The 20315-nt window shown below is 64.0% G+C and carries 20 protein-coding genes; 10 read left to right on the top strand and 10 right to left on the bottom strand.

The features are described from left to right. Positions 1-70: 70 nt before the first annotated feature. From rplT to infC, 4 genes are all read right to left on the bottom strand, one after another. Positions 71-472: a 50S ribosomal protein L20 gene (gene rplT, locus NMG46_RS01480; RefSeq protein ID WP_006201247.1), complete on the bottom strand. Its 402-nt coding sequence runs from the start codon at positions 470-472 to the stop codon at positions 71-73. A 93-nt stretch (positions 473-565) separates the two neighbouring features. Continuing rightward, entirely contained in the window at positions 566-769 is a 204-nt protein-coding gene (gene rpmI, locus NMG46_RS01475) for a 50S ribosomal protein L35 (protein ID WP_006201248.1), read from the bottom strand. A 191-nt stretch (positions 770-960) separates the two neighbouring features. After that, entirely contained in the window at positions 961-1602 is a 642-nt protein-coding gene (locus NMG46_RS01470) for an isoprenylcysteine carboxylmethyltransferase family protein (RefSeq protein ID WP_254815960.1), read from the bottom strand. A 202-nt stretch (positions 1603-1804) separates the two neighbouring features. Then, entirely contained in the window at positions 1805-2341 is a 537-nt protein-coding gene (gene infC / locus NMG46_RS01465) for a translation initiation factor IF-3 (protein ID WP_023677573.1), read from the bottom strand. A 214-nt stretch (positions 2342-2555) separates the two neighbouring features. On the opposite strand from infC, the gene NMG46_RS01460 reads away from it, so the two are divergent. The 4 genes from NMG46_RS01460 to NMG46_RS01445 all read left to right on the top strand — a co-directional run bounded on the left by NMG46_RS01460 (position 2556) and on the right by NMG46_RS01445 (position 5919). Next, entirely contained in the window at positions 2556-3323 is a 768-nt protein-coding gene (locus NMG46_RS01460) for a carboxylesterase (RefSeq protein ID WP_254815959.1), read from the top strand. Positions 3324-3327: 4 nt separating this feature from the next. Beyond that, positions 3328-4470 carry a benzoate/H(+) symporter BenE family transporter gene (locus NMG46_RS01455; RefSeq protein WP_254815958.1) on the top strand — a complete coding sequence of 381 codons (1143 nt, stop codon included), beginning with the start codon at positions 3328-3330 and terminating at the stop codon, positions 4468-4470. A gap of 116 nt (positions 4471-4586) precedes the next feature. Further along, on the top strand, positions 4587-5063 hold the full coding sequence (locus NMG46_RS01450; protein WP_254815957.1) for a DUF2852 domain-containing protein: 477 nt from the start codon (positions 4587-4589) through the stop codon (positions 5061-5063). 97 nt (positions 5064-5160) lie between these two features. Next, positions 5161-5919: a M48 family metallopeptidase gene (locus NMG46_RS01445; protein ID WP_254815956.1), complete on the top strand. Its 759-nt coding sequence runs from the start codon at positions 5161-5163 to the stop codon at positions 5917-5919. A gap of 8 nt (positions 5920-5927) precedes the next feature. Here NMG46_RS01445 and NMG46_RS01440 read toward each other — a convergent pair whose 3' ends face one another. After that, positions 5928-6146, bottom strand: coding sequence for a hypothetical protein (locus tag NMG46_RS01440; RefSeq protein WP_254815955.1), 219 nt, complete (start codon positions 6144-6146; stop codon positions 5928-5930). Positions 6147-6310: 164 nt separating this feature from the next. Between NMG46_RS01440 and NMG46_RS01435 the strand changes: the two genes are divergently transcribed. The 6 genes from NMG46_RS01435 to NMG46_RS01410 all read left to right on the top strand — a co-directional run bounded on the left by NMG46_RS01435 (position 6311) and on the right by NMG46_RS01410 (position 12025). After that, on the top strand, positions 6311-6970 hold the full coding sequence (locus NMG46_RS01435) for a phosphoribosylanthranilate isomerase (protein ID WP_254816377.1): 660 nt from the start codon (positions 6311-6313) through the stop codon (positions 6968-6970). A gap of 33 nt (positions 6971-7003) precedes the next feature. Beyond that, complete coding sequence (trpB, locus tag NMG46_RS01430; RefSeq protein WP_254815954.1) at positions 7004-8254, top strand: tryptophan synthase subunit beta; 1251 nt, start codon at positions 7004-7006, stop codon at positions 8252-8254. A gap of 2 nt (positions 8255-8256) precedes the next feature. Continuing rightward, the gene (gene trpA / locus NMG46_RS01425) at positions 8257-9096 is read left to right on the top strand and encodes a tryptophan synthase subunit alpha (protein WP_254815953.1); all 840 of its coding nucleotides are present in this window, start codon (positions 8257-8259) and stop codon (positions 9094-9096) included. A gap of 37 nt (positions 9097-9133) precedes the next feature. Continuing rightward, the gene (gene accD / locus NMG46_RS01420) at positions 9134-10060 is read left to right on the top strand and encodes an acetyl-CoA carboxylase, carboxyltransferase subunit beta (RefSeq protein WP_254815952.1); all 927 of its coding nucleotides are present in this window, start codon (positions 9134-9136) and stop codon (positions 10058-10060) included. Positions 10061-10217: 157 nt separating this feature from the next. Next, positions 10218-11543, top strand: coding sequence for a folylpolyglutamate synthase/dihydrofolate synthase family protein (locus NMG46_RS01415; protein WP_254815951.1), 1326 nt, complete (start codon positions 10218-10220; stop codon positions 11541-11543). A 62-nt stretch (positions 11544-11605) separates the two neighbouring features. Next, the gene (locus NMG46_RS01410; protein ID WP_254815950.1) at positions 11606-12025 is read left to right on the top strand and encodes a VOC family protein; all 420 of its coding nucleotides are present in this window, start codon (positions 11606-11608) and stop codon (positions 12023-12025) included. A gap of 48 nt (positions 12026-12073) precedes the next feature. On the opposite strand, the gene NMG46_RS01405 is transcribed toward NMG46_RS01410, so the two are convergent. The 5 genes from NMG46_RS01405 to NMG46_RS01385 form a co-directional block, all read right to left on the bottom strand. Next, complete coding sequence (locus NMG46_RS01405) at positions 12074-12355, bottom strand: cupin domain-containing protein (RefSeq protein ID WP_254815949.1); 282 nt, start codon at positions 12353-12355, stop codon at positions 12074-12076. 128 nt (positions 12356-12483) lie between these two features. Next, the gene (gene trxA, locus NMG46_RS01400; RefSeq protein ID WP_023677558.1) at positions 12484-12807 is read right to left on the bottom strand and encodes a thioredoxin; all 324 of its coding nucleotides are present in this window, start codon (positions 12805-12807) and stop codon (positions 12484-12486) included. A 73-nt stretch (positions 12808-12880) separates the two neighbouring features. After that, positions 12881-16393, bottom strand: a complete 3513-nt coding sequence (addA, locus tag NMG46_RS01395) for a double-strand break repair helicase AddA (RefSeq protein WP_254815948.1) — start codon at positions 16391-16393, stop codon at positions 12881-12883. Beyond that, complete coding sequence (gene addB, locus NMG46_RS01390) at positions 16390-19527, bottom strand: double-strand break repair protein AddB (RefSeq protein ID WP_254815947.1); 3138 nt, start codon at positions 19525-19527, stop codon at positions 16390-16392. Before addB ends, addA begins: the two co-directional genes overlap by 4 nt. Beyond that, positions 19524-20282: a nucleotidyltransferase family protein gene (locus NMG46_RS01385; RefSeq protein WP_254815946.1), complete on the bottom strand. Its 759-nt coding sequence runs from the start codon at positions 20280-20282 to the stop codon at positions 19524-19526. The genes addB and NMG46_RS01385 overlap by 4 nt, the downstream gene beginning before the upstream one ends. Between the last annotated feature and the right edge of the window lie 33 nt (positions 20283-20315).

Below are 20315 nucleotides of genomic sequence, written 5' to 3'. Positions count from 1 at the left end.
AAAACCCGCGCCAGCCCTGCCAGCGCGGGTTTCCCAAATCAAGTGTCGAATAGCTTGGGAAGCGCTGGTCTTAAGCGACAGCGCTTTCAAAAGCATTCGGCGTGGTGTTCTTGAGATATTCGAGCGCGACCTTGGCCTTGGCCACGAGTGCGGCGAAGGCCTGCGGCTCGTGGATGGCCATATCCGACAGGATCTTGCGGTCGATCTCGATGCCAGCCTTGTTGAGACCGTCGATGAAGCGGCCGTAGGTCAGGCCATGCTCATGCGTCGCCGCATTGATGCGCTGGATCCACAGCGCGCGGAACGAACGCTTGCGATTCTTGCGGTCGCGATAGGCGTACTGCAGCGACTTTTCCACCGCCTGCTTGGCGATGCGAATGGTGTTCTTGCGGCGGCCGTAAAAACCCTTGGCGGCTTTCAGGACCTTCTTGTGCTTGGCGTGCGAGGTGACGCCTCTCTTTACGCGTGCCATGTCATGATCTCCTTAAAAGCAATTCCAGGAAAAGTGCCTAGCGGTTTTCCGTTCGGAATTGCGTAAAACAAATGCGTGTCCAGGCCGAATGCTCTAAAGGCCGTTCGGCAGAAAATTCTTGATGACCTTCTTGCCGTCCGGTTCAGCCAGAACCATCGTGCCGCGGGCATTTCGAATGAACTTGTTGGAACGCTTGATCATGCCGTGACGCTTGCCGGCCGCAGCCGACAGAACTTTACCCGTACCTGTGATCTTGAACCGCTTCTTGGCGGCCGACTTGGTCTTCATCTTGGGCATTTTGCTACTCCGTTTATATGCGCACCAATGCGCTTTTTGTTCGCTTCAGGCCGACCAAAGCCCGAAAAGCTAATGAAACCGCCACGGCATGCCCTGCCGGGCGGTTTTTTGGGAACGGCGGTCCTATACGTCAAAGCGGGCTGGCGCGCAACACCCCGTGCCGAGCAACACTGTACTCAGCAACACTGCACTCAGGGGAGACGGAACAGCACCGGCAATATGCCGGACTGCTGGGCGCCGTCGATCAGTTCGAAAGCCGGCAAGGCAACCAGGAAGACCAGACCGTCCAGCAGCGTGGTTCGCAGCAGGCGCGGCTTGAAGCCGCCGGTGTCGCCTTCCTGGTATAGCGACAGCTTCGGAAAAAAGCGCGGCACTTTCGCCAGGTAGGCCTGGTATGGCGCGCCGAGAACCTCCTTGAGGAATTTCTCCTCGCGCAGGATAACGATGTAAAAGGCACCAGCGCAGAGCGCTGCAAAGCCGATCGTGGCGGTGATGGAGCCGATCTGTGCGCCGACACCGGCGGCAGCTAAAGTAGAGAAGACATAGAGCGGGTTGCGGGTGATCGAATAGGGGCCGCCGGTCACCACTTCGGAGGATTTGCGACCGCCGATATAGAGCGTCGACCACAAGCGTCCGACGATGCCGAGAAAGATCAGCACGACGCCAACCATTTCGATCGTTTCATGCACAGGCGTATCGGGCGGAAAAACCGACTGCCCGAACAAAAGCATCGCGAACAGGACGACGACGACGACGGCAAGCACCATCCTGCGTGTGTGCTGGTAGCTGCCCAGCCCATATTTGGCTTCCGAATGCTTGACGTCATTGACCATGTCGGGAATCCGATCGTCGAGGGAACCAGAGCGTCTTTGCTCTCGCCGGCGATCGCAGCGTCTGGCCAAGAAAACAGGCGCCCCGCCGATCGCCGGGACGCCTTGCAACATGATTCAGGCGGATTTTATGCACGTCGCCCAAAAGTGCGCAGCGGTTTTGCGACAACGACATGCACAAAACAGAACTAAAGCGCAACGCGCTTTAGCGGGGCGCCAGCACCATCATCATCTGGCGGCCTTCGAGCTTCGGTTCGGCTTCGACCTTGGCGATGGGCGCCACTTCCTCGCGAACCTTGTTCAGAAGCTGCATGCCGAGTTCCATATGCGCCATCTCGCGACCGCGGAAGCGCAATGTCAGCTTGACCTTGTCGCCTTCCTCGAAAAAGCGCCGGACAGCCTTCATCTTGGTCTCGTAGTCGTGGCTGTCGATGTTCGGGCGCATCTTGATCTCCTTGATCTCGATGACCTTCTGGTTCTTGCGCGCCTCGGCCGCCTTCTTCTGGTTGGCGTATTTCAGCTTGCCGAGATCGAGGATCTTTACGACGGGCGGCACTGCATTGGGCGATATCTCGACCAGGTCGAGCCCAGCCTCTTCGGCGAGCAGCAATGCGTCGTTGATGGAGACATCGCCGCGGTTCTGGCCTTCGGCGTCGATTAGCTGGACCCGGGGAACCCGGATGTCACGGTTGGAGCGCGGGCCTTCCTTGGTGGGCGCCGCTGCTTTGAAAGGTCTGCGAATGGTCGTGGTCTCCTTGAGCCGTTTCGTTAAGGGGTTCTTCAGTTCAGAATTGCGAACGCGCAATGTGGTGAGCGCGCGGTCGGAGTCAATAGCACAGCATTCTCAGGAAATCACCTGCCCGATGAATGCTCCTCTGCACCAAGCGAAGAAAGTAGCAGAGCACTTTTCGTTGAACCCCCGCTTGTGCCAAAAGACCGGCGTGAGGGAATACACCATGAGCACCACCCCGATCTTCCTGGCCGTCGACGGGACGAGCATTGCCGTCAGGCATGCGGCAGGTGCCGAGCCCGGCATCGTCTGGCTTGGCGGCTACAAATCCGACATGCTGGGCACCAAGGCCGAAACCTTGTCGGAATGGACGCGCAAAGAAGGCCGCGCCTTCCTGCGCCACGATTATTCCGGCCACGGCGAATCGAGTGGTGCCTTTGCCGACGGCACCATCTCGAAATGGCTGGGCGAGAGCCTGGCGGTTTTCCGCCGCTTCACCCGGGGCAGGCAAATCCTGGTCGGTTCGTCGATGGGCGCCTGGATCGCGCTGCGCATGGTGCAGGAGTTGCACAAGGCGGGCGAGAACAGCGTCGCCGGCCTTGTGCTGCTGGCGCCGGCGCCCGATTTCACGTTCGAACTGGTGGAGCCGGTGCTGACCGGGGCGCAGAAGCGCGACCTCAGGAAAAAGGGCTTTTTTGAAGAGCCGTCGGACTATTCCGCCGAACCGTACATCTACACGCGCGGACTGATCGAGGACGGCCGCAACAACCGGGTGATGACCGGGCCGATCGACACGCACTGTCCGGTCCACATCCTGCAAGGCCTGGCCGATCCCGACGTGCCGTCGAGCCATGCGTTGAAGCTGGTCAGCCTGCTGCCGGCCGACGACGTCACGCTGTCGCTCATCCCCGACGGCGACCACCGCCTGTCGCGGCCGCAGGATCTCGACATGCTGGTGCGGGCGGTGGACGCTATGGTGCGGCAGGCGGGATAGAGGCATGCGCATTTCCATTCCGGTGTCCGCCTTCGTGGCGGCGATCGTCGGCTTCGGCGGTACGCTGGCCATCGTCATTGCCGCCGCCAAGGCGGTCGGCGCAACGCAGGTCGAGACGGCAAGCTGGGTGACGGCGCTTTGCCTGGCGATGGCGATCGAGAGTCTGTGGCTGTCCTGGCGCACAAAAATGCCGGTCATCACCGCATGGTCGACGCCAGGCGTGGCGCTGATCGCCGCGTCGACCGGCTTTTCGATGGGTGAGGCGGTTGGCGCCTTCGTCGTCACCGCGGTCCTGCTGATCGCCACAGGCCTGTTCGGGCCCTTGACCAAGCTGATCGCCAGAATACCGGCGTCCGTCGCGTCCGGAATGCTGGCCGGCATCGTCGTCACCTTCGCCATCAATGCGGTCAAGACCGTTCCCGTCGACCCCTGGCTGATCCTGCCGCTGGTTGCGGCGTTCTTCGTCATCCGCCTGTTCAACCCGGCGCTGTCGGTGCTGCTGGTGCTGATCGGCGGCGGTCTCGCCGCCTTCCTCACCGGCCGGGTCGGCGGTCTGCCGGCACCGGAACTCTCGAGCTTGACGCTGGTGATGCCGCAGTTCACCGCCACTGCAATCATCGGCCTCGCCTTGCCGCTCTACCTCGTCACCATGGCCTCGCAGAACCTGTCCGGCCTCGCCGTGCTGAGGGCAGCCGGCTATCATCCCGAACCCGGGCCGCTGATCGGCGTCACCGGCCTGTTTTCGCTGCTGACGGCGCCGTTCGGCGCCTCGACCACCAATCTGGCGGCAATCTCGGCGGCGATCTGCACCGGGCCCGACGTGCATCCCGATCCGGCCGAGCGCTGGAAGACCGGGCCGTTCTATGCGTTGGCCTATCTCGTCTTTGCCCTGTTCGGCGCCTCGCTGGTGGCGATCTTCGCCGTATTGCCGCAGAGCCTGATCGCGCTGGTCGCCGGCCTGGCGCTGATGGCGCCGCTCGCCAATGCATTGTCGATCGCCTTGAAAGACGAGAACGAGCGGATGGCCGCCACGGTCACCTTCGCCGTCACCGCATCGGGGCTGACGCTGTTCGGCGTCGGCGCGGCGTTCTGGGGGCTGATTGCCGGATTAGTCGTGCTTTTCCTCGAAAATCTCAAAAAGCGATAATCATTTCAGCCGCTTGTCCGGTTTTGGCGATCGCTGTCTTGAATCGCCGTTTTCTCCATCCCATTTCGATTCAACGCAGCCGGATTTGGCTGTCTCCAACTGAAGGATTGGGAGAAATGAACACATCTGCATTGATCCGTCCGGCCTGGACGCCGGCGACCATCGCGTTGATGGTGATCGGGTTCATGGTGTTCTGGCCGCTCGGCTTGGCCATGCTCGCCTACATCATCTGGGGCGACCGGCTCGAGGGCTTCAAGCGCGACGTCAACCGCGCCACCGACGGCATCTTCGCCGGTTGCCGCCGCGGTTCCGACAAGGCCGCGCGCTGGGGTCATGGCTCCGCCCGCACCGGCAACGTCGCTTTCGATGACTGGCGCGAAAAGGAACTCGAGCGGCTTGCCGAGGAACGCCGCAAGCTCGACGAGATGCTGAGCGAGTTCGACGAATATGCCCGCGAGTTGCGCCGCGCCAAGGATCAGGAAGAGTTCGATCGCTTCATGGCCAATCGCAACAAGTCGACGTCCCCCACGACCGGGTCGGCGACGAACAACAAACCCAGCGGCAACTCGACGCCAGGCCTGCTCGACGAGTAAGGTCCCGTGCGCGGATAGATAATCCAACGGCGTCGCGTCAGCGGCGCCGTTTCTTTTTTGTTCTAGTCGTTTCCCTCGAATCACGTATCGTCCCGGAATGTCCTTCGGCTTCTTTCGCACCCCGACGAAACCCAAGCCCACGCCCGTCGTGGAGCGCGAGCATTGCGTTGCCGGCCGCACGCTGCCGCTCAAGATCGTCGAGAACGACCGGGCGCGGCGCCTGACGCTGCGCATCGATTCCGGTGGCCGTGGTCTGCGCATCACCGTGCCGCCGGGGCTGCGGCGCGGCGAGGTGGAAAAATTTCTCGACCGCCATCAGGACTGGCTGGAGCAAAGGCTGGCCAAAGTGCCCAACCGGCCGCAGGTGCGGCCCGGCATCAAGATACCGGTGCGCGGCGTGCCGCATCGCATCGTCCACGAACCGTCGAAACGCGGCACCGTCACGCTGTCGCGCGACGAGCGCGGGCCGCTGATGATCGTGCATGGCGAACGCGTGCATCTGCCGCGCCGCATCGCTGATTTCCTCAAGCGCGAAGCCAAGCGCGAGATCGAGGCGCTGGTGACCAAGCATAGCGCGGCGATCGGCAAGCGCGCCAAGGCGATCCGCTTCAAGGATACGTCGAGCCGCTGGGGGTCGTGCACGTCGGACGGCAATCTGTCGTTTTCCTGGCGCATCATGATGGCGCCACGGCCGGTGATAAACTACCTCGTCGCGCATGAGGTGGCGCATCTCAAGGAGATGAACCACGGGCCTAAATTCTGGAAGTTATGCGAGCAGCTTTGCCCGGATACCGAGCGCTGCAAGGATTGGCTCAAGCGCAATGGCGGCGCGCTGCAGGCGATCGCGTTCGAGTAGTTGTCCAATCAATCGTCATTTGCCGCGTTCAACTCCTCCGGCCGCAACCCCTCATCGACATGGCGGGGCCAGGGCAGAAAATCCTTCTCGAAGGTCTCGTTGCTGAAATAAGCCAGCGCCCGGTGCGCCTCGGCGCCGTTGAAAGCCGCCTTGTCCATCAAATGAGCGATGACCTCATGGGCCTGCGCCAGCTTTTGCCTGAGTTCCGCGACGGTCTTTTCCGGCATGATCTTTGTTCTCCCGCCTTTGTGCCTGAGCAAGTAGCGTTGCGCTCTTATACCAGCAAGGTAGCGCGTTCCGCTCTTACATTAGCAAGGTAGCGCGTTCCGCGCCGGCGGCAAACAGGATGCTTTTTCTCGACTCTTTGGCCGTTTCGTGCCAATCCCGCGCCATGGCGCTCGACATCAAGATATGCGGGTTGAAGACCGACAAGGCACTGGCCGCGGCATTGGCCGGCGGCGCCAGCCATGTCGGCTTCATTTTCTTTGCCAAAAGCCCGCGCTATGTCGAGCCGGCGGAAGCCGGCCGCCTGCGCGAAGCGGCGCGCGGCAAGGCCAAGGCGGTTGCGGTGACGGTCGACGCCAGCGATGCGTTCCTGGATGAGATCGTTGAAAAGATGCAGCCCGACATGCTGCAACTTCACGGCGCCGAGCCCCCCGAGCGGGTGGCCGAGGTGAAGGCCCGCTACCGCTTGCCGGTGATGAAGGCGCTGCCGGTCGGCGAGGCTGCCGATCTCGCGCGGGTCAAACCCTTCATCGGCATTGCCGACCGCTTCCTGTTCGATGCCAAGCCGCCTAGGGGTTCGGAATTGCCGGGCGGCAACGGTCTTGCCTTCGACTGGCGCATTCTGGCTGGCCTTGACGCCGGCGTTGATTACATGCTTTCCGGTGGGCTCAATGCCGGCAATATCGGCGACGCCTTTCGGCTGGCGAACCCGCCCGGAATAGATGTTTCTTCGGGCGTGGAGAGCGCGCCGGGCGTCAAGGAACCGGCGCTGATCGAACAATTTTTCCGCGCCGTCGGGGCAGCACGCGACAACCGCGCCGCCTGACCACGCTTCAAACCTCAGACCAGGAGATCGGCGATGGACAAGCCGGCGATACCGAATTCCTTCCGCACCGGCCCCGATGAGCAGGGCATGTTCGGCATTTTTGGCGGTCGTTTCGTTGCCGAAACGCTGATGCCGCTGATCCTCGAGCTGGAGCGGCACTGGAACGAGGTCAAGAACGACCCGGATTTCAAGGCCGAACTGACCGATCTCTCGACGCATTACGCCGGGCGGCCGTCGAAGCTCTATTTCGCCGAAGGCCTGACCAGGCATCTTCGTGAGGTCTCCTTGGCAAAGGGCCTCGGGGGCGGCGCAAAGGTCTATTTCAAGCGCGAGGACCTGAACCACACCGGCTCGCACAAGATCAACAACTGCCTCGGCCAGATCCTGCTCGCCAAGCGCATGGGCAAGACGAGGATCATCGCAGAGACCGGTGCCGGCCAGCATGGCGTCGCTTCCGCCACGGTCGCGGCGCGCTTCGGGCTTCCTTGTATCGTCTATATGGGCGCGACCGATGTCGCCCGGCAAAGCCCCAACGTCTTTCGCATGAAGCTTCTGGGCGCCGAGGTGCGGCCGGTGACGGCCGGCCACGGCACACTGAAGGACGCCATGAACGAGGCCCTGCGCGACTGGGTGACCAACGTCGAGGATACCTATTATCTGATCGGCACCGCCGCCGGCCCGCACCCCTATCCGGAGCTGGTGCGCGACTTCCAGTCGGTGATCGGCACCGAGGCGCGCGCCCAGATCCTCGAGCAGGAAGGCCGGCTGCCTGACACCATCATCGCTTGCGTCGGCGGCGGTTCCAACGCTATCGGCCTGTTCCATCCCTTCCTCGACGACAGTGGGGTGCGCATCATCGGCGTAGAAGCCGGAGGCCGCGGCCTCGACGGCATCGAGCATTGCGCCTCGATGAGTGCCGGCGCGCCCGGCGTGCTGCATGGCAACCGTACCTACCTCCTGCAGAACGCCGACGGTCAGATCATGGACGGCCACTCGATCTCGGCCGGCCTCGACTATCCCGGCGTCGGGCCGGAGCACTCATGGCTGCGCGATTCCGGCCGCGTCGACTACGTGCCGATCCTCGACAGCGAGGCGCTGGAGGCGTTCCAGTTGACGACACGCGTCGAGGGCATCATTCCTGCGCTTGAATCGGCCCATGCCATTGCACAGGCGGTGAAGATCGTGCCTGACATGGACAAGGACCAGATCGTCATCGTCAACCTGTCCGGCCGCGGCGACAAAGACGTGCATACGGTGGCCAATATGCTGGGCATGGAGATCTGATCATGGCCACCCGTATCGACCGCCGCATGGCAAAGCTGAAGGCCGAGGGCCGACCGGCACTCGTAACCTATTTCATGGGCGGCGACCCTGACTACGACACGTCGCTCTCGATCATGAAGGCGCTGCCCGGCGCCGGCAGCGACATCATCGAGCTCGGCATGCCGTTTTCCGATCCGATGGCCGACGGCCCGGCGATCCAGGCGGCCGGCTTGCGGGCGCTGAAGGGCGGCCAGACACTGGTCAAGACACTGAAGATGGCCTCGGAATTCCGCGCCGGCGACAGTGAAACGCCGATCGTCTTGATGGGCTATTACAATCCGATCTACATCTACGGCGTCGAGCGCTTCCTGAGCGACGCGCTGGCCAGCGGCATAGACGGGCTGATCGTCGTCGACCTGCCGCCGGAGATGGATGAGGAACTTTGTATGCCGGCACTCAAGGCCGGCATCAATTTCATCCGGCTGGCGACGCCGACCACCGACGACAAGCGCCTGCCCAAGGTGCTGCAGAACACCTCCGGCTTCGTCTATTATGTGTCGATGACCGGTATCACCGGTTCGGCGCTGGCCGACACCGGCAAGGTGGCGGCAGCTGTCAAGCGCATCAAGAGCCATACCGACCTGCCGGTCTGCGTCGGCTTCGGCGTCAAGACAGCAGAGCAGGCGCGCATCATCGGCGCGTCGGCCGACGGCGTCGTTGTCGGCACCGCGATTGTCAATGCAGTCGCCAACGTGCTGGGGCCGAAGGGCGAAAAGACCGCCGATCCGGCCGAGGCCGTCGCCACGCTGGTCAGCGGGCTTTCGCAAGGGGTTCGCGCGGCTCGCCTTGCTGCCGCCGAATAATCTTCCTACGTCTTCTTAAGGGACAGGAGCCGAAGCGATGAACTGGATCACCAATTACGTCCGTCCGAAGATCAATTCGATGCTCGGCCGCCGCACCGACATGCCGGAAAATCTATGGATCAAGGATCCCGAGACCGGCGAAATGGTGTTCCATAAGGATCTGGAGCAGAACCAGTTCGTCATCCCGTCCTCCGGCCACCATATGAAGATATCGGCTAAGGAACGGCTGAAATTCTTCCTCGACGACGGCAAATACGAGACGCTGGAAAACCCCAAGGTCGTTCAGGATCCGCTCAAGTTCCGCGACGAGAAGCGCTACGTAGACCGGCTGAAGGATGCCAAGGCCAAGACCGGCATGGAAGACGCCATCATCAATGCGCTGGGCACGGTCGAGGGCGTGCCGGTGGTGGTGACGGTGCAGGATTTTGCCTTCATGGGCGGCTCGCTCGGCATGGCGGCAGGTGACGCCATCGTGCATGGTTTCGAGGTGGCCTTGCAGCGCAAGCGGCCGCTGATCCTGTTTGCGGCCTCCGGCGGCGCGCGTATGCAGGAAGGCATCCTGTCGCTGATGCAGTTGCCGCGGACCACGGTCGGCGTCGACAGGCTGAAGGAGGCCGGCCTGCCCTATATCGTCGTCCTGACTAACCCGACGACCGGCGGCGTCACCGCCTCCTACGCCATGCTGGGCGACGTGCATATTGCCGAGCCAGGCGCGCTGATCGGCTTTGCCGGACCGCGTGTCATCGAGCAGACGATCAGGGAGAAACTGCCCGAAGGCTTCCAGCGGGCCGAATATCTGATGGAACACGGCATGGTCGACATGGTGGTGTCACGGCTGGAGATGCGCCAGACGATTGCGCGGCTGCTGAGAATGCTGCTCAAGCTGCCGGAAGAGCAAAAACCGCAGGAGCCGGAGATCCTGCCGCCGTCGGTGATTCCGGCCGAAGCCCGGCCGCACGCCTGACGCATTCGCCACCAACTGCGGTTGCGCGCCATCCGTGACGCGCCTAGAGCGGTTCCGGTTCTCCTGGAACCGGTAACCCGCTCTAACTATCTGTTTTGCCGCATTTATGCGGACGCCAAATGATTCCATTTGGCTGCAAAATGCTCTAGGATTCGCCATGACCACGCTTGCCGCCGACCGCGAAATCGAAAGCCTGATGGCGCTTCACCCGAAGGGCTTCGACCTTTCGCTCGACCGCATTTCGCGGCTGCTCGAACGCCTCGGCAATCCGCAGGACCAGCTGCCGCCGGTCATCCACATCGCCGGCACCAATGGCAAGGGCTCCTGTGCCGCCTTTTCACGGGCGCTGCTCGAAGCAGCCGACTACCGCGTCCACGTCCACACTTCGCCACACTTAGTGAACTGGCACGAGCGCTACCGGCTGGCCGCCGATGGCGGCGGCAGGCTGGTTGACGACAAGGTCTTCGCCGAAGCCATCGCCCGGGTCGCCGAGGCCAATCAAGGCCAGAAGATCACCGTCTTCGAAATCCTCACCGCCGTCACCTTCCTGCTGTTTTCTGAACATCCGGCCGATGCCGTCATCCTCGAGGTCGGCCTTGGCGGCCGCTTCGACGCCACCAATGTCATCGCCGAGCCGGCCGTGTCGGTGATCATGCCGGTCTCGCTCGACCACGAAGCCTATCTCGGCGACCGCGTCGAGCTGATCGCCGCCGAAAAGGCCGGCATCATCAAGCGCGGGTGCCCGGTCGTCATCGGCGCGCAGGAAAGCGAGACGGCCCAGCAGGTGCTCATCGAAACCGCCGAACGGCTCGACTGCCCCGCCTTCGTCTATGGCCAGGATTTCCTTGCCTATGAGGAAAACGGCCGCATGGTCTATCAGGACGAAGATGGATTGATGGACCTGCCGCCACCGCGCCTGCCGGGGCGCCATCAATTCGCCAATGCAGCGGCAGCGATCGCGGCGGTCAAGGCGGCCGGCTTCGAGATCAGCCACCGCGCCGCCGAGAAGGCGATGGCGAATGTCGCCTGGCCGGGCCGCATGCAGAAGCTGCCGCAAGGCCGGTTGGCCGAACTGGCGCCGAAGGGCGCCGACATCTGGCTCGACGGCGGCCATAATCCCGGCGCCGGCGTGGTCGTCGCTGAGGCGCTGGCCGAGCAGGAGGAAAAGAACCCGCGGCCGCTGTTCCTGATCTCGGGCATGATCAACACCAAGGACCAGAGCGGCTATTTCCGGGCCTTCAAAGGGCTGGTGCGGCACGTCTACACCGTGCCGGTGAGCCTGAGCGACGCCGGCGTGCCGAACGACGAACTGGCGACCCGCGCCATTGAGGCAGGCTTGTCGGCCGAACCGGTTAGTTCCGTTGCAAGCGCACTGATGCTGCTGCGCGACACATGGGACGGACCGCCGCCGCGCATCCTGATCGGCGGATCGCTTTACCTGGCCGGCGCGGTACTGGCCGAAAACGGCACGCCGCCAACCTGAGGCGTGCGTTCGCCCGGGCCGCGATGACGCCACACCTGTCAGATCACCGCGAGGAGCCAGTCATGATCAAGGTAAAGCAGCTCGCACACGTTTGCATTTTCGCGAATGACCTGGAGATGACGCGAAGCTTCTACCGGGACGTCCTCGGCATGGACACTCAGTTCAATTTCCTGCGCGACGGGAAGATTTTCGGCTTCTACCTCAATTGCGGCGGCCGTAGCCATGTCGAGGTGTTCCAGAAAGACGGCGCAAGCTATAGCGACTTGAACCAGATCAACCACTTCTGCCTCGAGGTGGAAAACATCGACGCCGCGATCGCCCATCTGGGGTCAAAGGGGGTCGATGTCACTTCCAAGAAACGCGCGTGCGATGACACCTACCAGGCCTGGATCCGCGACCCCAACGGTGTGAAGATCGAACTGTTCGAATACACTGAGAAAAGCGCACAATTCCTCGGCGGCGATCGTATCGCGGATTGGTGAATAGCGCCGCGCCGGACAATTGTAGCGGCGCAGCCGATGGTTGGTGGACTATTTCAACTCGACCTCGATGAAGGCGAATTCGCCATCGTTTGCGCTGATAACGTCATGTTCGACGCCCTCATTGCGGAAATACGGCGAGCCCTTCTTCATTTCGGCAAAGGATTCCCCATCCTTGGTCAGGAGCTTCACCTTGCCGTCGGTCAACGGCACGATCACATAGTCGTGGCCATGGCGGTGCCAGCCGGTGTTGTCGCCCGGGGCGAAGCGGTATTCGGTGACAATGACTCGCTCATTGTCGATGAAGACGGTGGCCTTGGCGGATCCGGTCATATCGCTCCTCCTGCTTTAAGCCAGACAAGAGCATGAGATGGCAAGTGGCGAGTGCCAGATCTGCGGATCGGTGGCGCCACAAGAAAGCCCGGCGCGAGGCCGGGCTTTTCTGCAAAATTCTGATCGGATCAGGCGAGGCTGCCGTTGATCCAATGCGACAATGCCGTTTTCGGCGCAGCACCGACCTTCATGTCGGCGACTTCGCCGCCCTTGAAGATCATCAGCGTCGGGATCGAGCGCACGCCGAACTGCGCGGCCAGCTCAGGATTCTCGTCTATGTTGAGTTTGGCGATCTTTATCTTGCTGCCGAGTTCGATGGCGATGTCCTCGAGCGCCGGGGCGATCATCTTGCACGGGCCGCACCATTCCGCCCAGAAATCGACCACGACCGGCTCCTTGGCGTTGAGCACGTCGGCCTGGAAATTGCTCTTGTCGACCTTGACGGTGGCCATACTGAGATCCTTTCGATTTGTTCGTCGCACCAAATGTGGTGGTGATCGCGTCCGTCTTCAAGCAAGTGTTGTGTCACGCTCCCGTGAGTCTAGCAAGCGCGTCGTCCATGGCCGCTGCCGGCAGATCGATCAGCCGCGGCGCCTCGGTGAACAGCAGCGCCGCCGAGACCTCGCGTCCCGGATAGAGCGGCCGAAGCAGCGCGCGATAGAGTGCGAGCTGCAATACATAGGCTTGCGGCACTTCGGCGAGCGTAGCCGGCGCTGGCCGATTGGTCTTGTAGTCGACGATCGAAACCTTGTCCGGCGTTACTGCCAGCCGGTCGATCTTGCCGGAAATCGAGCGCAGTTTGCCCCTCACCTCCAGGCTGCCCATGATGGCGATTTCAGCGCGCGAGTCTGGCGCAAACAGCGGCGCGAAGCGGCTGTCAGCAAGAATTCTGAAAACGCCAGCCAGTGCCTTGTCGCGCTCGTCGTCGGGCCATGCCGCGCCGGCTCTTGCCAGATAGCGTTCGGCGGCATCCCGGCGTTTTCCCTCGTCGATGCCGGGCAGCATCTGCAGCAATTTGTGCAGCGCCAGCCCGCGCACGACGGCAAAGCCAGGCTCGGCGTCGGCATCCAGCACCGGCGAACGCGTGTCGGCCACCGCTTGCCGCGCCTCGTCGATCAGCACCGAGGCGCCGGACGGCGAGAGCGGCCGCGGCAATTCCTCGAAGGGCGGCAGAGGCTGGAACAGGGTTTCCGGCAATGGCGCGAAGCGTTCAGCCTGTCGTGCCTCATCCAGGGACGCCAGTGGCATGGGCGTCAGTTTCGTCACCTGGAAACGATGCACGGTCTCGCCGGTGGCGGGATGCCGGCGTTCTTCGCTCTCCCTGGCACCGACCAGTGCGCGGCTGACGATCGAATGCCAGGTGCCGGTATTTGGCGCCCGTTTGCCATGATAGCCGCAGACGATCAGCCGATCCTCGGCGCGGGTCATGCCGACATAGAGCAGCCGGCGATATTCATCGTCGGCGAGCTCGCGGGCGCGGGCCGATGCGGCGCGTGAAAACCCATTGGCGACATCGCTGGCCGAACGCCAGAGATAACCCTTGCCCTCCCAGCAGTCGCCCGAGCCCTCGAACGGCATCAATCTCGGCAGATGCTGGTCGCTGAACGGCGCGGAGCCGCCATCGACAAGGAATACCACCGGCGCCTCCAAGCCTTTGGCGGCATGCACGGTCATGACGCGAACCTCGTCGCGGGTCTGGTCCATTTCGCGCTTGATCTCGGGGCCGGCGTTTTCCAACGTCGACAGGAACGATTCCAGTCCTGGCAGGCCGGTCCGCTCCTCGGCCAGGCAAAAATTCAGGAATTCGTCGAGGATGTCGCCGGCCTCCGGCCCGAGCCGCGCGATCATCTTCTTGCGTAGGCCGTCGCGGGCGAGAGCTGCAGCATAGAATTCGAACACCGGCTTGAATGCGGCCTCGTTCGACCATGTGTCGAGCCGGCTGACGACGGCGGCCAATGCCTCGTTTTCGCCGGCATGCCGGCGCAGCGAGGCGATCAGCGAAACGCCCGACGGCCTCTCCGCAGCAAGCGCGAAAAGCTGCTCTTCCGAGACATCGAAGATCGGGCTGCGCAGCACGGCGGCCAGCGACAGATCGTCCTCGGGCTGGATGAGGAAATGACCGAGTGCGATCAGGTCCTTCACCGCAATATGGCCAGGCAGGCTGAGCCGGTCGGCGCCGGCCACGGGGATGTCGCGGCGCTTCAACGCCCGTGTCAGGGCATGGACGAAGCGGTCGCGCTTGCGTACCAGCACCAGCACGTCGCCGGGCCGGAGTTTCTTGCCACGCCCTTCGATGACCTCGGCGCCGCCGATCCAGCCGGCAATAGTCGCTGCAACGTTTTCGGCAACGCGCACCGCCGGTGCGTGGGCGTGATCCACCGCTTGCGTCCAGTCGTCCGGTTCGTCGACGGTGTCGGCGCCGAGCGAGGGCCAGACCTCGACATAGCCCGGCGCATCGTTGCGGATCGCCTTGTGGTCGAGCGGATCGGGATCGTGGCTGATGCCGCGCCGCACGTTCGGGTCGGCAAAGACACGATCCACCGCCGCAAGCACGTCGTCGGTCGAGCGAAACGACCAGGTCAGCTTGAGATCGGCGAAGGCGGCGGCGGCGGATCTGACTTTGCCGGCAAACAAAATCCGGCTGTCGGCAAAGGAGTCCGGGGCGGCTCCCTGGAAGGAATAGATCGACTGCTTTTCGTCGCCGACCGCAAAGATGGTGCGGTGGACGGCGTCGCGTGCGCCGAGTCCGGCAAAGAACTCCTCCGCCAGCCGCTTGACCACCTCCCACTGGTCGGGACTGGTGTCCTGCGCCTCGTCGAGGAGGATGTGGTCGATGCCCTGGTCGAGCTTGTATTGCACCCATGGGCCGGCGTCGGGCCGCGCCAGTAGATGGACCGTGCGGGTGATCAGGTCGTTGAAGTCGAGGAAGCCGCGGGCGCGCTTCAATTGCTCATAGCGGGCGATCAGCCAGTCGGCGATGGTCAGCGCCGCACGGGTGCCCTCCAGCATCCTGAACAAGGCCAGCCGGTCGGACATTTCGAGAATGGCTTCGACCGCCGCCAGATATCGTTCGGCAAGATCGGGCAACCGGTCAAGCAATGCCCTTTTAAACGTCTTTGCCGGATCGTAAGGCTCGCCGTCGGCCCTCAGGAAAGCCTTGGAGAGCAAATTCAGGCGACGTACCGGATGCTCCTCGGCGAAGGCGAGACGGGCGTATGGCAGCATATTGTTCAGCACCACGCGCGCATCGGCGGCCTCGGCCGCCCGTGAAAAGGTGACGAGATAATCCGGCAGGAAGCCGGGCAGCGGCCAGACGGAGGCGGCTATGCCTTCGGCCGTCTGGCCGGCGCGGAACTGAAACTCGTCGAACAGCGCCTGAAAACCCTCGCCGCCGGCCGCGGCGATGAACGCACGCAAACCATCGCGCTTGCGCACGATCTCGGCCAGCAGTGCGTCGAGCCCATGTTCGCCGCCGCGCTCCAGCGCGGTGGCGAAGGCCTCGGCCAATGCCGTATCGCCTGCAACGCCGCCCGAAATCATGTCGCGGCGGGCGGCGGCGAACAGCGAAGCCTCCATTTGCGGATCGAGCATTTCGAAATGCGCCGGGATATTGGCTTCCAGCGGGAACTGATGCAGCACCGATTCACAGAAGGCGTGGATGGTCTGGATCTTCAGCCCGCCCGGTGTCTCCAGCGCCTCCGCAAACAACCGCCGCGCCCGGCGCATGGTTTCGCGGTCGGGCTGGCGGCCGTCCAGCGCCTCTATCCGTGTCGAGAGCTCGGCATCGCCCAAGGTCGTCCATTGCGACAGGGTGGAAAACACACGGTTCGACATGTTGGCGGCTGCGGCACGCGTATAGGTCAGGCACAGGATCTTGGACGGATCGGTGCCACGCAGCAAAAGCCGGATAACGCGCTGGGCGAGTACATGGGTCTTGCCGGATCCGGCGTTGGCCGACACCCAGGCGGAATTGCGCGGGTCGGACGCGCTTGCCTGGCTCGCGGCAGTGTCGCTTGGAATGGGGTAGGCCTTTTTCATGCCTCCCCTCCCTCATCATCGGCGTCGCCGCCGGCCGACCATTCGAGCACGCGGGCGAGATGGTCATAGTCGCCGTCGGTCTCGCCCTCGCGGAACGGCAGCGCCCGCGACAGATAACCGGTCGCCGGGTCGGCGTAGTGGATCAGCAGTTTTTCCAGCCGCGCCCACGCTTCTTCGGCGAGATCGGCGGCGGTTCGCGGCCTGCGGTTGTATTCGAGGATGGATTCCTCGAACACTTCGCCATTCGGCCTCAGCCGCACGAAGGCCAGTTGCGACGGCTCGCATGCGCCAAGCTCCTTGAAAGCGCCGCGCCTGAGCAGCGCGCCCTCCAGCGCCAGTTGCGGCGCGAGCAGCGTGTGCGCCTGTGCTTTGGATGGCGACGAGCCGGTCTTGTAGTCGAGGATGTCGGCCATTCCGCCAGCCAGCAGATCGATGCGATCGGCATAGCCGGACAGGGTTACGCCGGATCGGCCGACCCCGGTCTTTTCGGCGCCTTCCTCGGCATGCCGCCGTGCCACGGCTGCGGCCCGGCCGCGCTCCCATTCGATGATGCCGGCGGCAAGCTTTTCGAAGCGTGGCCACCACACCGCCTCGACATCGGCGGGCAGCGCAGCCTCGGCAAAGCAGGAGCGGCCTGCGGCGATGAGCCCGTCCAGCGCCTCCGGCGCGCGCGGGTCGGTCACCCTCGCTGAGAAGAGGTGCAGAATTGCGTGAAACAGCGTGCCACGCTCGGCAGCGCCCGGATCGCGAATGACCGGATCGAGCGGCATCAGGCCGAGTATCCTTCTGGCATAGACCGCATAGGGATCGCGACGCAGCGTTTCGATCTCGGTGACCGAGAAGTGGTGCGGCCGTACGGTGAGCGGCGGCTTCGGCTGCGGCCGCGGCGCAAAGTCCTGCTTTTCGCCGGCATCGAGCACACGCGCCCAGGCAAGCAGTTCATCGCCGCGCCGGCGAAGTGCCGTAGCATGGTCCTCGCCGACGAAGGTAAGGATACGCTGCAGCCAGCGCGAGGGCACCGACGGTGCGTCGCCAGAACGGGCGGAGCGGGCCAGCACCAATTTCTTGGCGCCCATGGCCATCTGGAAATCATGGGCGGCAAGGCCGATGCGCCGCTCCGGCGGTTCAAGATCGATGCCGGTCTTCATCAGCCGCGACATGAAGCGGTCGCTCTCCGGCTTGCGCGGCCATACGCCTTCGTTGAGCCCGCCGACGACCAGCGTGTCGACATCCTGAAGCCGCGCTTCCAGCACACCCCAGATGGCGATGTTCCTGTCGGTGCCTTGCGCCGGCTTGACCATCTCGGGCGCGATCAGCGCCTCCATCACGTCAGGCCATTCGTCAGCCGCGAAGGAGAACGACACCGAGGCCGCGACCAGCCCGCGCAAGAGCTCGGCAAGCTTTTCGCCGGCATCGCCGGCATAGAGTTCGCTCAGGCTGCCGTCGGCGGCGCGTCCGAGGCTTTCGAGCGCAACGACGCTGGCACGCACAAGCGTGACAAGATCGGCATTCTCCTGGCCGCGAAAAGCTACCAGCGGCGCCAGCGCAGCCGTTAGCCGGATCAGCAGCTCGCGCGCCTGTTCGATGCGCCTGACCGAGAGGCGCGATCGCCAGAAAGGCGGGCGGCGATTGCCGCCGCCGTCGAATTCGAGGAGCCGGGTGTCGAAGAGCTGCGGCAGCGACGCGACGTCCGGACGCCCGGTGCCACCGCGCAGCGCCACGAGTTCGACGATTTCGGCCGCATGGCGCACGCTTGCCCGCTCCTGGCCGAGGCCTAGCAGGGGATGCTTGAGCAGCGACAGCAAGGCGACCGGGTCGCCCGGGCGGAAGGCTGCCTGAAGCGCCAGCCTGAGCAGGCTGGCGGCTGGCGTGTTGATGAGCGGCGTGCCCCCGGAATCGTCGGCGGCGACGCCGAAGCGCAACAGCTCGACCGAGACGCGCCGCGCCAGCGCGCGATCGCCGGTGACCAGCGCGGCGCGCTGGCCGGGCCGTTCGACGGCCTGTTTGAGCGCGACGGCGATCGCCACCGCTTCATCGCGTTCGCTGGCGGCTTCGAGAAGCGTCACGTCAGCGAAGGCCTCGGCAATATCACCGGCCGTAAAGCGGGCGCGCGTCTCGGCCCAGAGCTCGGTAGTCTCCGCCGGGCGAAGCGCTTCGCCGACGAGTGCGGCGCGCAATGCAAGCGGCCGCGGCGCAACAGCAAGGTCCTCGACGTCGGCGCGCGGCACGCCGATCTTGCCGATCAACTTTGCCAGGCCGTATTGCGGGTGGCCAAGCAGGGCCGGGCGCGCACCGAGCGCACTGATGGCGGCAAAGGACGGCTCGTCCAGTGTCCGGTCGAGCCCGGGCAGCACAACGGCGCCATTGGGCAGACCGGCGATCACGGCAAGCAGCTCGGCCGTGGCTGGGATCGATCCTGTGGAGCCGGCGGCGATCACCGGCCCGGCCGGCGGATTGCGCCTCAGCCGCGCTGCCTCCAGCCTTATCAGGGCATTGCGATGCGCGGCGGGATTGGAGCGATGGCGTTCCTCGAGCAGCTTCGGCCAGTTCTCGGTCACGATGCTCAGGAAATCGAGCGTCACCTGCCACCAGCCTGCGAGATTGCCGGTCACAAGGTCGGCGAGCCTCGCCCAATCCGTGCCCTCGGTCTCGATCTCATCCATCAGCCGCGCCAGGTCGCGCGCCAGCCAGAGGGCGTCGGCGGCGGAGGCCGGGATGACGATCTCCTCGTCGAACAATGCGGCGACATGTGCCGGCAGGCGGCGTTTCCACGCTCGCACCAGCGGCGCCAGCAGCAGCAGGCGCTCGACCGCGGCGATCGGCGGCGCAAGGTCGATGGCGGCCGAAGCTCCTGCCTCGAAGGCCGCTTCATCTTCGTCGAATTCGCCAAGCGGGCGGATGACCGGCAGGATCGCCGAGCGGCTTCCCGAGCGCGAGAGAGCATCGACGAATTCGCCGCGAAGCGCCCGCGCCGCACGGCGCGTCGGCACATAGATGGTGAGATCGGCCAGCATCAGCGGATCGCCATCGTAGGCAAAGCCGGGAACCAGGCGCCCTGCAAGCAGCGCCTCGGCCAGCGTCGGCAGGAACGGCGCTCCGGGCGGGATCGAGAAAACGCGGCGGGAGCCGCTCATTTCGACTCGGTAAGAGCGCCGGGTGCCTCAGCAACAGCATTGGGCGTGCCGGCAAGCGCGGCGGCGACCGCTGCTTCCGCCCGCGGGATCGCGTCAGGTGTGCCGACAGTGATCCAGTGACCCTGCATCTTCATGCCGAACAGACGGCCGGCGGCGATTGCCGCGTCGAAATAGGCGTTGAGCGACAGCGGGCCAGCCGGCGCGTCCTTGAAGATGCGCGGATGGACGATTGCGGCGCCGGCATAGATCAGCCCGGCCGGATCGTTGTTCGCACGCCGCAAGGCGCCGTCCGGCGCCATCAGGAAATCGGTGCCGCCGCTATGTCCGGTTGCCGACTGGAGATCCGCAAGCATCAGCAGAATGTCCCTTGTCGCGCCCTCCCATGCAAGAGCAAGTCGCCTGAGATTGGAAACGCCGCTGTCGATCCAGAAGGTGTCCGCGTTAAGCACATAGAAGGGCGCCCCTAACCAGGGCAACCCCTTGACGATACCGCCGGCAGAGTCGAGCAAGCCGCTGCTCTCATCCGAAATGACGATTCTCGGCGCATTGCGGCGGGCTACATGGTCCACGATCTGTTTCGGCAGGTAATGGACGTTGACGACGGCCTTGGCGACGCCGGCTTCGGCCAGGCAATCCAGCCCCCAGTCGAGCAATGTCTTGCCGGCGATCTTGACCAGCGGCTTCGGCATGGTATCGGTGATCGGCCGCATGCGCTTGCCGAGCCCGGCGGCGAGCACCATGGCGGTCGTTGGCATCGGTCCCTCGTCCGACGCCGCCAGGCCTAAATC

This window comes from Mesorhizobium sp. LMG 17147 (genome assembly GCF_024297145.1).
Classification (GTDB): Bacteria; Pseudomonadota; Alphaproteobacteria; order Rhizobiales; family Rhizobiaceae; genus Mesorhizobium.
Note: the sequence above shows the minus strand (reverse complement) of the source record. Positions and strands in the feature narration are given on the sequence as shown.

Coding starts and splice junctions, on each gene's coding strand:
- NMG46_RS01440 (WP_254815955.1), bottom strand. CDS start 6,146: ATGCCGGAAAAGACCGTCGCGGAACTCAGGCAAAAGCTGGCGCAGGCC.
- NMG46_RS01450 (WP_254815957.1), top strand. CDS start 4,587: ATGAACACATCTGCATTGATCCGTCCGGCCTGGACGCCGGCGACCATC.
- NMG46_RS01455 (WP_254815958.1), top strand. CDS start 3,328: ATGCGCATTTCCATTCCGGTGTCCGCCTTCGTGGCGGCGATCGTCGGC.
- trpB (WP_254815954.1), top strand. CDS start 7,004: ATGGACAAGCCGGCGATACCGAATTCCTTCCGCACCGGCCCCGATGAG.
- NMG46_RS01445 (WP_254815956.1), top strand. CDS start 5,161: ATGTCCTTCGGCTTCTTTCGCACCCCGACGAAACCCAAGCCCACGCCC.
- NMG46_RS01405 (WP_254815949.1), bottom strand. CDS start 12,355: ATGACCGGATCCGCCAAGGCCACCGTCTTCATCGACAATGAGCGAGTC.
- addA (WP_254815948.1), bottom strand. CDS start 16,393: ATGAAAAAGGCCTACCCCATTCCAAGCGACACTGCCGCGAGCCAGGCA.
- rpmI (WP_006201248.1), bottom strand. CDS start 769: ATGCCCAAGATGAAGACCAAGTCGGCCGCCAAGAAGCGGTTCAAGATC.
- NMG46_RS01470 (WP_254815960.1), bottom strand. CDS start 1,602: ATGGTCAATGACGTCAAGCATTCGGAAGCCAAATATGGGCTGGGCAGC.
- NMG46_RS01385 (WP_254815946.1), bottom strand. CDS start 20,282: ATGCCAACGACCGCCATGGTGCTCGCCGCCGGGCTCGGCAAGCGCATG.
- NMG46_RS01410 (WP_254815950.1), top strand. CDS start 11,606: ATGATCAAGGTAAAGCAGCTCGCACACGTTTGCATTTTCGCGAATGAC.
- rplT (WP_006201247.1), bottom strand. CDS start 472: ATGGCACGCGTAAAGAGAGGCGTCACCTCGCACGCCAAGCACAAGAAG.
- NMG46_RS01460 (WP_254815959.1), top strand. CDS start 2,556: ATGAGCACCACCCCGATCTTCCTGGCCGTCGACGGGACGAGCATTGCC.
- addB (WP_254815947.1), bottom strand. CDS start 19,527: ATGAGCGGCTCCCGCCGCGTTTTCTCGATCCCGCCCGGAGCGCCGTTC.
- NMG46_RS01415 (WP_254815951.1), top strand. CDS start 10,218: ATGACCACGCTTGCCGCCGACCGCGAAATCGAAAGCCTGATGGCGCTT.
- accD (WP_254815952.1), top strand. CDS start 9,134: ATGAACTGGATCACCAATTACGTCCGTCCGAAGATCAATTCGATGCTC.
- trxA (WP_023677558.1), bottom strand. CDS start 12,807: ATGGCCACCGTCAAGGTCGACAAGAGCAATTTCCAGGCCGACGTGCTC.
- trpA (WP_254815953.1), top strand. CDS start 8,257: ATGGCCACCCGTATCGACCGCCGCATGGCAAAGCTGAAGGCCGAGGGC.
- NMG46_RS01435 (WP_254816377.1), top strand. CDS start 6,311: ATGGCGCTCGACATCAAGATATGCGGGTTGAAGACCGACAAGGCACTG.